Source organism: Citrobacter sedlakii NBRC 105722 (assembly GCF_000759835.1).
Taxonomy (GTDB): Bacteria; Pseudomonadota; Gammaproteobacteria; order Enterobacterales; family Enterobacteriaceae; genus Citrobacter_A; species Citrobacter_A sedlakii.
This window is the reverse complement of sequence record NZ_BBNB01000004.1, coordinates 121,611-135,092: the sequence shown is the minus strand read 5'-3', so window position 1 is coordinate 135,092 and position 13,482 is coordinate 121,611. Positions and strand designations below refer to the sequence as shown.

The 13,482-nt window shown below is 52.4% G+C and carries 13 protein-coding genes and 1 pseudogene; 5 read left to right on the top strand and 9 right to left on the bottom strand.

Going from position 1 to position 13,482, the window contains the following annotated elements; all coding sequences use genetic code 11:
• Positions 1 to 29 precede the first annotated feature (29 nt).
• Entirely contained in the window at positions 30 to 695 is a 666-nt protein-coding gene (gene yieH / locus CSE01S_RS09405) for a 6-phosphogluconate phosphatase (protein WP_042287292.1), read from the bottom strand.
• Positions 696 to 861: 166 nt separating this feature from the next.
• Between yieH and adeP the strand changes: the two genes are divergently transcribed.
• On the top strand, positions 862 to 2,199 hold the full coding sequence (gene adeP, locus CSE01S_RS09400; protein ID WP_042287290.1) for an adenine permease AdeP: 1,338 nt from the start codon (positions 862 to 864) through the stop codon (positions 2,197 to 2,199).
• 61 nt (positions 2,200 to 2,260) lie between these two features.
• On the opposite strand, the gene CSE01S_RS09395 is transcribed toward adeP, so the two are convergent.
• The 3 genes from CSE01S_RS09395 to CSE01S_RS09385 all read right to left on the bottom strand — a co-directional run bounded on the left by CSE01S_RS09395 (position 2,261) and on the right by CSE01S_RS09385 (position 4,322).
• Entirely contained in the window at positions 2,261 to 2,827 is a 567-nt protein-coding gene (locus CSE01S_RS09395) for an NADPH-dependent FMN reductase (protein WP_042287287.1), read from the bottom strand.
• 10 nt (positions 2,828 to 2,837) lie between these two features.
• Positions 2,838 to 3,587: a 4'-phosphopantetheinyl transferase family protein gene (locus tag CSE01S_RS09390; RefSeq protein WP_042287283.1), complete on the bottom strand. Its 750-nt coding sequence runs from the start codon at positions 3,585 to 3,587 to the stop codon at positions 2,838 to 2,840.
• A 327-nt stretch (positions 3,588 to 3,914) separates the two neighbouring features.
• On the bottom strand, positions 3,915 to 4,322 hold the full coding sequence (locus tag CSE01S_RS09385; protein WP_042287281.1) for a GNAT family N-acetyltransferase: 408 nt from the start codon (positions 4,320 to 4,322) through the stop codon (positions 3,915 to 3,917).
• 271 nt (positions 4,323 to 4,593) lie between these two features.
• Here CSE01S_RS09385 and CSE01S_RS23515 point away from each other — a divergent pair.
• Positions 4,594 to 4,713, top strand: a pseudogene (locus CSE01S_RS23515) (ash family protein); the annotation flags it as partial.
• 83 nt (positions 4,714 to 4,796) lie between these two features.
• A complete protein-coding gene (locus CSE01S_RS09380) occupies positions 4,797 to 5,000 on the top strand; it encodes a hypothetical protein (protein ID WP_015959185.1) in 204 nt (67 codons plus the stop codon).
• A 218-nt stretch (positions 5,001 to 5,218) separates the two neighbouring features.
• Here CSE01S_RS09380 and CSE01S_RS09375 read toward each other — a convergent pair whose 3' ends face one another.
• Genes CSE01S_RS09375 through CSE01S_RS09365 form a run of 3 tightly spaced genes read right to left on the bottom strand, consistent with a single transcriptional unit; the run spans position 5,219 to position 8,129 of the window.
• Positions 5,219 to 6,271 carry a helicase RepA family protein gene (locus CSE01S_RS09375; protein ID WP_042287276.1) on the bottom strand — a complete coding sequence of 351 codons (1,053 nt, stop codon included), beginning with the start codon at positions 6,269 to 6,271 and terminating at the stop codon, positions 5,219 to 5,221.
• Positions 6,272 to 6,273: 2 nt separating this feature from the next.
• On the bottom strand, positions 6,274 to 7,257 hold the full coding sequence (locus tag CSE01S_RS09370; protein WP_042287274.1) for a primase-helicase zinc-binding domain-containing protein: 984 nt from the start codon (positions 7,255 to 7,257) through the stop codon (positions 6,274 to 6,276).
• Entirely contained in the window at positions 7,254 to 8,129 is an 876-nt protein-coding gene (locus CSE01S_RS09365) for an integrase domain-containing protein (protein WP_042287271.1), read from the bottom strand. The genes CSE01S_RS09370 and CSE01S_RS09365 overlap by 4 nt, the downstream gene beginning before the upstream one ends.
• Before the next feature lie 1,088 nt (positions 8,130 to 9,217).
• Between CSE01S_RS09365 and CSE01S_RS09360 the strand changes: the two genes are divergently transcribed.
• The gene (locus CSE01S_RS09360; RefSeq protein ID WP_042287269.1) at positions 9,218 to 9,628 is read left to right on the top strand and encodes a hypothetical protein; all 411 of its coding nucleotides are present in this window, start codon (positions 9,218 to 9,220) and stop codon (positions 9,626 to 9,628) included.
• 244 nt (positions 9,629 to 9,872) lie between these two features.
• Entirely contained in the window at positions 9,873 to 10,436 is a 564-nt protein-coding gene (locus CSE01S_RS09355) for a hypothetical protein (protein ID WP_042287265.1), read from the top strand.
• Between the two features lie 84 nt (positions 10,437 to 10,520).
• On the opposite strand, the gene CSE01S_RS09350 is transcribed toward CSE01S_RS09355, so the two are convergent.
• Positions 10,521 to 11,744, bottom strand: coding sequence for a tyrosine-type recombinase/integrase (locus CSE01S_RS09350; protein ID WP_072014976.1), 1,224 nt, complete (start codon positions 11,742 to 11,744; stop codon positions 10,521 to 10,523).
• A 320-nt stretch (positions 11,745 to 12,064) separates the two neighbouring features.
• Positions 12,065 to 13,429: a tRNA uridine-5-carboxymethylaminomethyl(34) synthesis GTPase MnmE gene (gene mnmE, locus CSE01S_RS09345; protein WP_042287262.1), complete on the bottom strand. Its 1,365-nt coding sequence runs from the start codon at positions 13,427 to 13,429 to the stop codon at positions 12,065 to 12,067.
• Between the last annotated feature and the right edge of the window lie 53 nt (positions 13,430 to 13,482).

Sequence of the window (13,482 nt, the reverse complement as noted above, 5' to 3'; positions counted from 1 at the left end):
CGCTTAGCGCTTACCCGCCCTGTTTTCATTTAACGTGTAATATTCCACCCACGCGCTTTCCACAAAGCAGGCAACTGCGCCAGATCGGTAAAGGTCGTCACTTTGGGATGTTCGATCGGCTTGTTGTGCGGATCGGCGCAAAAATAGAAAACTTCCATTCCCGCATCAATCCCCGACTGGGCGCCAGCGGATGAATCATCCACCAGAATACAGTTTTCAACGTTAACATTCATCGCTTTAGCGGCATGTAACATCAAGGCCGGATCGGGCTTCCAGCGTTGAATATCGTAGCCGCTGAACAGTTTTTCCGGGAAATGATGCAACATACCGAGCTTGCCCAGCGAGTGCTGCATTTTGCTTACCGGCCCGTTAGAGACCACGCAGATCGGCACCGTCATCGCATCCAGCAGCGCGTTTGCACCGGCAATAACCTCCAGTTCGGCGTCGAAAAGGCGTGCGACCTCGGCGCGATAAACGGGTTCTAAGTCGGCTATTGCCAGCGAAACGCCCTGTTCCTCATTAATGATATCAATGATTTCGTAGAGCTTGACGCCTTTAAAGCGCTTAAACACTTCGTCGAGATCGAGGGTGATACCGAATTCCTGGAACATCGCCACATACGCGCGGGAACAGATAACTTCACTGTCAACCAGCGTACCGTCACAGTCGAAAAATACCGCTTCAATTCCGGACATGCCTTTCCCTTTTTACGAGTTTAACGTTTACGTACTGCGCGATCGTGAGACGCAATCGTTGCCGTATAAGCAAATTCAATGAAAAAAACATCACACAACCGCCCCCTATTGTCGCATTTTGGTATAGGATAGCGACGAATTTTCCCTCCTTGTTCGGAAATTGATAATGAGTCAACAACACACAACCCAGACTTCTGGTCAGGGGATGCTGGAACGCGTGTTTAAACTGCGCGAACATGGCACGACGGCACGCACCGAAGTGATCGCCGGTTTCACCACCTTCCTGACGATGGTTTACATCGTTTTTGTGAACCCGCAAATTCTCGGCGTCGCTGGCATGGACACCAGCGCCGTCTTTGTCACTACCTGTCTGATTGCCGCGTTTGGCAGCATCCTGATGGGGCTGTTCGCTAACCTGCCCGTGGCGCTGGCGCCCGCGATGGGCCTGAACGCTTTCTTTGCGTTCGTTGTGGTTGGCGCGATGGGGCTGCCGTGGCAGGTTGGTATGGGCGCGATTTTCTGGGGGGCGGTTGGTTTGCTGCTGCTGACCATCTTCCGCGTGCGTTACTGGATGATTGCTAACATCCCCGTCAGCCTGCGCGTGGGGATCACCAGCGGTATCGGCCTGTTTATTGGGATGATGGGGCTGAAAAACGCCGGTGTTATCGTCGCGAACCCGGAAACCCTGGTGAGCATTGGTAACCTGACCTCCCACAGCGTGCTGCTGGGCGTACTCGGCTTCTTTATCATCGCGATCCTCGCCTCCCGCAATATTCATGCCGCGGTGCTGGTGTCTATTATCGTTACCACCCTGTTGGGCTGGCTGCTGGGCGATGTGCATTACAATGGTATCGTCTCCGCTCCGCCGAGCATTTCTACCGTGGTTGGTCATGTCGATCTGGCGGGTTCGTTTAATCTCGGTCTGGCGGGGGTTATCTTCTCCTTCATGCTGGTCAACCTGTTCGACTCCTCCGGTACGCTGATCGGCGTTACTGATAAAGCGGGTCTGGCCGATGAGAAAGGAAAATTCCCGCGCATGAAACAGGCGCTGTTTGTCGATAGCGTCTCTTCCGTAACGGGGTCGTTTATCGGGACGTCTTCTGTGACCGCCTACATTGAGTCGTCTTCCGGCGTGTCCGTTGGCGGGCGCACCGGTCTGACGGCCGTGGTTGTCGGTCTGCTGTTCCTGCTGGTGATCTTCCTGTCGCCGCTGGCGGGGATGGTGCCGGGTTACGCAGCGGCTGGCGCGCTGATCTACGTCGGCGTGCTAATGACTTCCAGCCTGGCACGCGTGAAATGGGAAGATTTAACCGAGTCTGTTCCGGCTTTTATTACCGCGGTGATGATGCCGTTCAGCTTTTCGATTACTGAAGGGATTGCGCTGGGCTTTATCTCTTACTGCGTGATGAAATTGGGTACCGGACGACTGCGCGATCTCAGCCCGTGTGTGGTGGTGGTTGCTCTGCTGTTCGTGCTGAAGATTGTGTTTATCGACGCGCACTAATATTGCGATGTTGCCGGATGGCGCAACGGCGTCTCCGGCAAATGTCTAAGAAGATTGGCGCTTACGCTTTTACGCGCTGGATGTAATCGCCAAATGCCGTTAACTGCCCGGTCAGGTGGTCCAGCGTGCTTTGATCAATCACTTCTCCGCTTTGCGGATCCACTTTGTTCTGAATAACACCGCCCATAAATTCCGGCTTGTTCATCACCATTGCATCCAGGAACACCAGAATCTGACGCAGATGATACTGGCAGCGCGCGCCGCCAATCGCGCCCATTGAGCTGGTCTGAATCAGCACCGGCTTGCCAGCCAGCGGCTGATCGGGAAGGCGGGACAGCCAGTCGATGGCATTCTTCAGACCGCCGGGTACCGAATAGTTGTATTCCGGCGTAACGATGACGACGCCGTCGGCATGGCGGATCTGTTCGGCCAGCGCTTCGACGCTCGCCGGGAAACCCTCCTCCTGCTGCAGGTCTGCGTCGTAAAGCGGAATATCAGCGATAGACGGGAGTGGACTTACCTCCATTCCTGCCGGAGCGATCTTCGGCAGCGTACGGGCGACCATTCCATTAAACGACCCTTTGCGCAGACTTCCCAGTAACGTGACAACCTTTAACGTTTCAGACATGGTGACTCCATCAGTTATGCGTATAAGACTTCGCCGCGGATAATTGCGCGAATCGCATCAGACGACCCGTTTCCGCATTAGCGCGGGTCTGGATATCAGGCAGGTTTTTCCAGCCCTGCTTACCATCAAACTCCCAAACCTGTAATTTATCAATGCCTGGCGTGACCGCCACTGACCACACCAGCAGATCTTCCGCATCGCAGATCGCTTCCAACGGTGCGACATGCGCGCACTTCAGGCGCCCCGCGCCCGGCAGCAACTGAAGCTCGCGGGGATCGTCATTGCGAACATCGCCAGTGAGTTTCAGGATGCTCTGACGCAAGGTGATCATCTGCGCGCGCGCCTCGTTGGGATCGTTTTGCTTGCTGATCCACAGACGTTCATTACTGGAGAAGACAGGGGGTGGCGAACAGTGAGGCGGGACAAAGCTGCGGGTGGCGCGCTGAAGTTCCATATCCAGCCCGCATTCGCCTTCGGTCGCCAGTGCCACACCAACGACATTTCCTGCGTAGGCGATAGAAAAACTGGGGAGATTTTGTTCACGAAACGCGGGTTTGCCTTTCGCTTTTATGATGATTTCCGGTAACTCAAGCGTGCCATACAGCATGAACATCAGCTCGGCGAGAAGGCCTCTGGACGCCAGGAAACGTGTCTGTCGATGCGCCGGAAGGCTTCGCGCGTCAAGGTGGCAGGAGGTGGGTAAACGCACTGAAATCAAATGCCCCTCCGTGAGTATCCCTCTGGCAAAATGTATCCCCATTTTTCGCTCCATGATTAATGGTCCTTAATAATGACGAGAGTAACATTTACGTGATTTATGGACATAGGAAATCACAAAAAAGTGCGACCGAAACCGCGTCTCTTATGTGCTTTTACATTTCAGGGAAAAGGTGCCAAAGAAGTGGCGTCAGAAAGAAGCTGACCGGATGTTGGCATCTGCCGCCATCCGGCGCTATTTGGGTTCGATACAGAAGCTGGAAAATCGGGCTAACTCGTTAATCTATCAGCGATACGTTACCTTGAAGACATGGCTATGGGCACATTCAAGGACACAAAAGCGGGATGTTTGCTGATCCAGATGACAACATTACCCCCAGACTCTCGCCATTCCTTCGCTTTCCGGCCGGACTAACTCAAAACCGAACTTCACGTAGAGTTCCGGTACATCAGCCACCAGAGAGACATAAGCGCCTTTATAAGCGTTGCTGTCCAGCCATCGAATAATTTTTTCCATAATGATTCGGCCAAGTCCACGCCCCTGATGGGCGGGGTCGACGGCTATATCGACTATCTCGAAGTTTAATGCACCATCTCCAACGATACGCCCCATGCCGACAGGCACTCCTTGCCAGAGAATGTGTACGCCATAACAGCTTTTCGGCAAACCCACTCTGGCAGCCTCAAGCGGTCGTGCTGACAACCCCGATATACTTCGTAAACGACAAAAAGCTTCGGCAGAGGGAACAGATTCAACAACGGTATATTCGGTAGTCATGACCATCACCATTAGCAAACAATCAACATAGTTAGCAGGCTGACTCTGTAGTGGCAATAGCTTTTGCCAATGAATCTCGCCTTCTTAATAACTGAATATAAGATTTTATGCGGCACGCATAAGCTCTCTGTTATGAGGCGATAAGCATAGTTTTTGCGTACTGACTTGCGCTATAGTCCCCACGTTGCGGCAAAACCGCAACCGGAATTGGCGTTCCGAATTATCACGAGTGTCGGTAGCGATGTTTGCAGTGCTACTGGCGCGGCCTGCGCTCGCCCCTTCAATGGTGGCTCAGGCAGGGGCTTCGAAAGAAGCGCCGGGTCGTGATAACCGGTACGCCAACCCTGTCTGGGTCACCACCAGTGAGCCTGGCGTCTCCGGTGGTGGCGTTAACCTGCTTATCACGAAGCGGAGCGCTGCGTATGTGTCCTGTCCCTGAATTTCCCATTGCACCAGCCTCCGCCGGAGGTATCTATGAAAATCACCGTAGAACAACCCTCAGCCAGAGAACTGGTCGATCGCTCGCGAGTTCTGGTGCATGTGATGCTCGAGCATCCTGACGATATCGGCCCGAATTATGCGTTGCTTCTCATCCTTGCCGACCAGCTACAACTATTAAGGGATGCTTTTGAAGAGGATGAGATCAGACGGCTTAGAGACGAGAAATTACCTCAGTAATTCTTACAGCGACCACAGCATCAGGGACAGATGTTGTGGTTGATTCCCCCACCTACTTTTTCCTGGCTGGCTCCCCCATATTCTCTGAGGTGAATTCCATGAGCACAGCAATGGCGCGGGTTGAAAGGGCATCCCCCATCTTTCGCTGTTAAAGATGAATAATGTGGGGGGAGTCGAGTACCTGTCAGTGTATCCCCCACATATTCCGAGCTCCACCATCATTCCCCCGTATCCGGGAGCCGGATCTGTTCTCCATCGAGCACAATCAGTTGCTCGCGCAGCAGCTTCTCCAGCCAGCGCGAAAATTTCTTCTCGACGTTAATTCCCTTTGCGCGTAGATCGTCGCGCAAGAGCGCGCGGGTACAAGGCTTATTCTGGCTGATGCGTTGGTTAATACAGCGCCATAACGCCGTATGGTTGCGGGTGATATGAGGAACGCCGGGTGGTATGCCACAACTCAGTAAGTCATCGTCTGGTTGCCGGGGTTCGTCGTTCAGTACCAGTGAGGTCACTGGTTCGCCATCGCTATCGGTATAGATAACGACTTCCTCAAGATCGTAGGCGGTGACCTCCGGCATCTCTGCATCTTTCATCTTTGTACAACTCAGGGTGATAGCGTTGCGACGCCCCTCGCGCCTGACGTTAAACTCGGCATCCAGCGCAGCCTGAAAAGCACTTGAACCGCGTGCGCCCCGTTCCTGATCCTTACCCGAGTGATGAACGATCATCATCGCTGCGCGCGTATGATACCGAATGGCGTCGCAACCCTGGATAAATGCGCCCATATCCCGCGCGGTGTTTTCATCTGAGTTACCAAAACAGCGGGCCAGCGTATCAAGGATGATCAGCCGTACCGGCATTCCGGTCATGTTCTGAATGTCCTTTGCCGCCAGGATCACCTGCTCGATGCTTCCCGGAGCGGCTGGAAAGATCGGGCAGTCGACGCGAAACAGGTTATCGAGCGCCATCTCGTCATTAACGCTGAGTTCCCAGGCGCGGATCCGCCGCGATACACCGGTTCCTCCTTCTCCGGCGATAAACAGCACAGCCCCTTGATTGACTCGCCTTCCGCCCCATGACGTACCGCTGGCAATATGGCACGCCAGCGATACCGCCAGAAAGGATTTAAAAGAGCCGCCGGGGCCGTAAATACTGCACAGCGCCCCGGCGGGAATAAGTCCTTTAACCAGATAATCCTGACTCGTGTTAAACCCTTCCGAGCCCCGGCGCAGCGGAAGGGAGGTGGTAAGAGTACGGTCTGATGCTGTCATGACTACGACCTGAGATTTGCAGGAAGCTGCTGGTTGAACACAATCCGGGAAATGGATTCACCGTAGTGACGGTAAAATTCATCCCAGTCGCTCAATGTGGTGTCTGCAGGGAGAACCACACAGCCCTTCACAACCTCGGCAGCGGCGGTTGCATTCAGCAACCCGGTATTTTTCTCCTGACTGCAATCATTATCGCCAGCCAGGATAAGGTGGCATTCAGGCCACTGATCCCGGAAAGCGATGGCCACATTTTTCAGGTTGTGTGCCGACAGGGCAGCAACGACCGGAAAATGATGAAGGCATGAGACCGCAAGCGCGGTTGCATATCCTTCGGTAATGATGATGCCTTCCGGTGGTTTGTTGTCCGGTGCCCAGGGTTCCGGTCTACCGTTACGGCTCGCCTGATGTACCGGGCAAAAACAATCCTTCAGATGGCTACCGGGCAGCAGGTACTTTTTCCCTCCAGGATGAATGAACTGCGCACCTGTCAGCTGCGCGCCTGTATTTCGAATTGGCAATACCAGCGTACCTGCCCCGAAATGCACGCCGCAGATTGTCCGGCTACTACGTTCAGTCAGAAGCCACTGGGCTCGTCGCCAACCTCGCGTTGTCAGATACGGCGCTTCTCCTGATTCGCAATGACGAAGCAGTGTCTTAATACGCGATTCCATATTCAAAGCCTGTGATTTTTCCCTGGCTGGCGGAACCAGCGGTACCGGATCCATGTCCTGCACCATTCCGGCGGCCGCAACCAGTGCGCAACCGAAGAAGCGGGAAACCAGATCCAGTCCGTCACCTGCGCCGCACTGATTGCAGAACCATGTGCCGCGCCCTTCCAGATCATCCATCCTGAAGCGATCCTTACCCCCACAACAGGGACACGGGCCATGCCGATGATTTGGTGGAATGAAAATGCCAAGTTGTTCAAATATTTTCGGCCAGTTATTGCGTGCCCGATCGGAGACGGCAGAAACGTAATAGCTCATGATTGCCTCCCATACACCTGCTGGATGTAACGCCCTCGACCATCGCCATGACCAAGATCCATCGCAACCATCGCCCTGGCTTCCTTTATACTCAGCCCCTGTCGCTGGTAGTGCGCCATCGCCTCCTGCGCCCATGAATAGCGCAGACTGTGTGGTGCATAGGGGCCAGTCAGCCCTGCGCGAACTGCGCTGGCACGCCAGTAATTCATTGCGGCGCGCAGATCGGGTTTATTGAGCAAACGTCCCCCGCGTTGTGTCATCAGGGGTATAGCCTGGTTCAGGATGTTGCGTAGCCTTTCAGGTTCGAGCACCACCGTCTGACGGGAACGGGAGCCTTTGGTGCCAAAAACCACCTGCAATCGGTTTTCTCCACGCTCTAACGCAGCGGCCCAGGTCTTCAGAGACTGACAACACTGCACCGCTTCCTGTGAACGCAAACCCATTGCTCTGGCAAGCTCCAGCGTCAGAGCCAGCCCTTCATCCTTTTCATGAAAAGCAGACAGCGCCGACAACCAGCGTTCTGAGGTTAATGGCAGATGCGTTCCTGCCCGGCTGGCGTTACCCAGCCCGAGCGCTTTATTGCTGATGCGCTCCGATTGGGCAAATTTTTGACGTCCAGACTGAGCAAGGATGGTGCGCAGGGCGGCCATCTCGTTTTGTAGCGTGCGTGGCGTAATTCCTGCTTCCCTTCGCGCCATCACGTAGCTTTCGATATGTGACGATTTCAGATGCTGGAGATCCTGAATCTGGATATTCAGCTTGTGCAGATGCTGGCTTAAACGCCCGGCGATACGGAGGCGATCATGGACTGTTTTAAAACTGCCGCCAGCCAGCAGGGCGAGTTTTTCCATGCGTTTTGTAAGTTTCGACATAGCTACTCTCCACTCAATTCTCCGACGCGCGGTTGGGCACAGCGTGCTGTGCTGAACGATACCGGTGCGCCGGAGAATGCGCGGATGAGGTATGACGGGGTACGGTGATGCACGAATGCAGCCGCCTGCTCAGGCAGGTATATCCCCACAGGTAAAATGACCTGTCCTCCGGTATCGGTTCGGTAGTGCTGGTTTCTCCTCCTGGTAAGTGAATTTCTGACATCTGTTTGAGTGTCAGCCTGTTTGTTGCAGTGAATTTGCAGGCAGTAGCTGGGTTGACGCTGATCTGCGCGCTGGCGTCACTTTCACTCGCTTACGCTCTTAAAAGTGACGCCGCGTTTTGCACATTCAGCAGGAAGTACGGACGCAAAGCCTTCGGCAATGCCGTCCGACTTCTCTACAGCGTTCTGTCTGTCGCTACGCTTGCAACAGGGTAGCGATATAGGGTGTGGTCACCTGTATCGAGACAGGAGGTCAGTTTCAGACCACGCTTCGTTCCCTGGTTGACCGGGGGGCTGACCGCCAAAGGCGCTTCTTACAGGTCGCAGTTCGTCTTAGAACAGGAAGCTTTTAGGGGTACTGCTATGAGTTGGGGATAGGGTAGATCTGGGGGAGGAGGGAAAGCTGCGGGAAATTGTTTGTGGGATTTGAAAATTTTTCCTAGTTGAGCCAAGAAGTAACTTTGTTATGAAAATGAAGTTCAACTCTAACGGTTGCAGGGATGCTTCTTTAAGTTGGAGTAAATCTTACGATACTACCAACTAAAAATGTTGGTAAGTGTCCACTTACAATATGTGTATAACAAAAGTTAAGTTATCTAACTTTCAACAAAAATTTTGCCGTCAGGGGATTCCATCATTTTTTTGCTAGATAGAGAAAATTTTTAGTATCTTCCGGATCCAGGAAACTAACGCATAAAACTGTGTGTTATGATATGCCGCGAAACGAAGAACAATAAGAATTGAGTTATCTAAATTTTGTTGGTTATTGGTTGTGATTGAAGGGAGCAAAAACAAATAAAAAAATTATTGCGATTGCAATCTGATCGATCGTAAAATGCGATCACTTGAATATCTCAGGAGGTTGTTATGGCTTTCGTATCTCTATCAACGATGGCTGCGAAAACTGGCCGTATGGTACAAAGCAACCACGTTACTGTTACTCAAACTAAACGCGCCACTGGTGCTGTTGAACTGGGATTCAGAATTGGTCGCACTGCTATGGATGCAACTGGTATCGAAACAGGTGACCGTGTTGATATCCTTTACGACAGTGAATCATCATTGTGGATGATAAAAAAAATCCTAGAGGGTGGTTTTGGAGTTGCAGGACAAAAGAATAAAGCAGGTGAGTATTCATCCTGTGCAATCAGAATCACACTACGGCCAGGGTTTCCTCGCCTGTCTGATGATGATGATGCATCGGTGAAACAGTTTTCACAGGATTCAGACACTCAGATGGAGAAAGGACAAATTATCTTCAAGTTGGGTGATGAGTAGGAAGACAGCAAAAGGAAAAGGCGAAGATCAGATCTAAAGTTTGGCGACTCTTTCTGATCTCCGCCTACAGTAACCAGTGTTGCACTGTTTGGCGTGCAATTGGCTGTGCATAATATTATGCATATCCGCGCACCGTATCCAGCTTTTTTGGTTTTTTTGACCGAACGTAGCTGCTACCAATAGTGTTTCCTGTGGTTCCCTTCTGCGTCTTATTGTTTATATATCAATAGATAAGGTGCTTTTTATGGAACACTTGACCATTCCTCCAGCAGTCGCTCGTAATGAGCTTGCGTTAAAATTTTCGGCTCATCCAGCAGTTTTGGTGATGCTCAATCGTATGAAGAATTCACAGATTGTTGTTTTGTGTTCACTTCTTCGGGGTGACAGTTTGACTTCTGCTGGAAACAATATCACAGCTGATTTTGAAGTAACTCGGCTCCCTGCGATCATTGAGATTCTTGAGAAGAAATACTTCATCCCTGTTCAGCACTGTAATGTCATTACGACATCGGTTACAGCGCGGAGTGCAACAACTCAAACATTCTATGTAATGGACAAGGACACTATCTCTCAGATTCTTTCTGAGCCTGAAGCAGTTTTTCAGGAGAAGCGGAGAGCCTTGGTTAAAACCGAAGCCTTGAAAGCTCAGAAAAAATTAGATGGCTTAATTAAGAAACATGGCGGAGTCACCGAAACCTTACTGTATCTCACTCATCATGCTTACAAGGATAAAATGTTAAGTAATGAAGAGTGGAGGGAGCTAGATGAGAAGTTCATTAAGATTCTGAATGAACTGAACGCTGCGTAGGTATTGATTATATCATCGATAGTTCCGGCATTTGCCGGAACTATTCTTTATACATTACTAAGCTGTTAATTTGATTTTGATGCGTCAATTGGTATTGATTTCATAAGCCTTCCCAAACTTCCCGATAACCACCTTTCGTCCCTCCTCAATCTGTGCATCAACAAAGTCCGCCCAGGACTGAAGCATCTCCCTGCGCTGATTCAGGTACTCCGCACGGTTGTAGACACCACGAACGCCGCCGATTTTATGCGCCAGGCATTTCTCCACCCAGTCTGAGTTGTAGCCCTGCTCATGTAGCAAAGTGCTGGCGGTACGCCGGAAGTCATGAATAACAAAATCCCTGACGTTCAGATCCAGCGTACGTACCGCACAGTTCAGCGTTGTTTTGGAGATCGGGCGTCGGTGGTCGTTTCGGCTGGGGAAGACGTAAGTGGAATCTCCGGCCAGAAATTTTAGCTCTTCGAACATCGCCAGCGCCTGCTTTGACAGCGGAACAATATGCGGATTATCCACCTTCATTCTTTCGCCGGGGATACGCCATTCCAGCGCGTTGAAGTTAACTTCACTCCATGTCGCTTCAATCATCTCTGATTTACGCACCATGCAGATGATCAGCAGGTGCAGAGCCAGCTTGTGGCGTCGGTTCATGTTAGAGGTGTAGATCCCCCGTAACAGGATGCCGATCTCTTCTGCTGTTAGCGCCACGTCACGGCTTGTAGCTTGTGCGATATAACGGCCCTCGATAGCCGCTGCCGGGTTGTTGAAGATGATTCCCCTGGAAATCGCATAGGCCAGCATGCGTTTAAGCACGTTTCGCGTCAGTAGCGCGACGTGATCCGAACCTCGTTGCTTGATGCGGTCGAGCACGACCTGAATGTGGGCAGTTGTGAGTTCTTCGAGTTCCAGCTTCCCGATGATGGGAATGATGTCCTTCTCGATAACTCGAGTGATGTTGCGCGGATCGCGGTTACTTTTTTCAACGATATCGGTCAGCCAGCGTTTGGCGAATGTTTTGACTGTCGTTGGGTCTTTCTGTTTAAGTTTTTCTTCCTGCTTTTTCTGCGCGGGATTGATGCCATGGGCAACCATTGAGCGGCACTTTTCACGCCAAAGCCGCGCTTCTGCAAGTGAGAAAGCAGGGTATTCGCCCAGCGTGATCTTTTGCGATTTGTTGTCAAAGCGGTAGCGGAAACGCCAGATTTTTCGTCCGGTGGGAAGAACTTCAATCACCAACCCGTCATGATCGGCAAGTTGCCAGGGGCGGTTTCTGGGAGTAAGTACGCGTAGTTTGGTATCTGAAAGTGCCATATCTCACCTCTACAGTGTGTCCATGAGCATCCTTTCTAATAGATTGTTTAATATTGGATTATTAACGCCTTCTTTTTCACTGTGTCCATGAGAAGGCAGATTTGAGCGTTTTTTATACCGTTTTTTGTGTCCATTTGATGTGATTTTTAGCTCAAAAAATAAACAATGACACGCGAGGAATTTAAAGATGGGCACAATTCAGGACACAAAAATCGCGGATGAACCCGCACGACTATGGACGAGTATGGAAAGTAAAAACCCGCATTAACACACAGTTAATGCGGGTTAGTGAACGTTCACGGATGAGGATGGACTAAAACTTATTTGCCGATACAGAAGCTGGAGAAAATCCGCCCCAGCAGATCGTCCGAGGTAAACTCGCCGGTGATCTCACTCAGCGCCTGCTGCGCCAGACGCAGTTCCTCCGCCAGCAGTTCACCCGCCCAGGCGCCCAGCAGCTGGTTTTTGCCCTGCTGGAGATGTTCTGCGGCTTCAGCCAGCGCCTGAAGATGACGGCGACGGGCCAGGAAGCCGCCTTCCATATTGGTGTCATAGCCCATGCTCTGCTTGAGATGGTTACGCAGTACATCTACACCTTCGCCGGTTCGCGCAGAGAGGCGAACCAGTGAGTGACCATTCACCTCGCTGATGCCCAGCGTCTCTCCGGTAATGTCCGCTTTATTACGTACGACAGTTATCGGCAGTTTGGCCGGCAGACGGGCGATAAAGTCCGGCCAGATCTCCGCCGGGTCGACGGCGTCGGTCGTGGTGCCGTCCACCATAAACAGCACGCGGTCGGCCTGCTCGATCTCCTGCCAGGCGCGCTCGATACCGATACGCTCAACCTCGTCGCTGGCATCGCGCAGACCGGCGGTGTCGATGATGTGCAGCGGCATGCCGTCGATATGGATATGCTCGCGCAGCACGTCGCGGGTGGTGCCAGCAATGTCGGTCACAATCGCTGCTTCACGTCCCGCCAGCGCGTTCAGGAGACTCGATTTACCAGCGTTTGGGCGTCCGGCAATGACCACCTTCATCCCTTCGCGCAGCAGGCTACCCTGACGCGCTTCGGCGCGCACCGCGTTGAGGTCGGCAATAACGTCATTCAACTGCGCTTCGATTTTGCCATCAGACAGGAAATCGATCTCTTCATCCGGGAAGTCAATGGCCGCTTCTACGTAGATACGCAGGTGAGTGAGCGCTTCCACTAGATGATTAACGCGGGTAGAAAACGCCCCCTGAAGAGAGTTCAGCGCAGAGCGTGCCGCCTGTTCGGAACTGGCGTCAATCAGATCGGCAATGGCTTCTGCCTGTGCCAGATCGAGCTTATCGTTAAGAAACGCACGTTCGGAAAACTCGCCGGGACGTGCGATACGCAGACCAGGAAGGGTCAGAATGCGTTTTAACAACAGGTCGAGAATGACCGGGCCACCGTGTCCTTGTAGCTCCAGCACGTCTTCGCCCGTGAAAGAGTTCGGGCCGGGGAACCACAGGGCGATCCCCTGATCCAGCGCCGAGCCGTCGGCATCCTTAAACGGCAGATAGTCGGCATAGCGCGGCTTGGGCAGTTTACCCAGAACGGCTTCGGCAACCTCGCGTGCTTTCAGGCCGGAGATGCGCAGAATACCGACGCCCCCGCGTCCCGGTGGGGTTGCCTGGGCGACGATAGTGTCGTTATGGCTCATGATTGCTCTCTCTAAAATGTAAAAAAGGCGGTCTATTGACCGCCTTCTCTGGC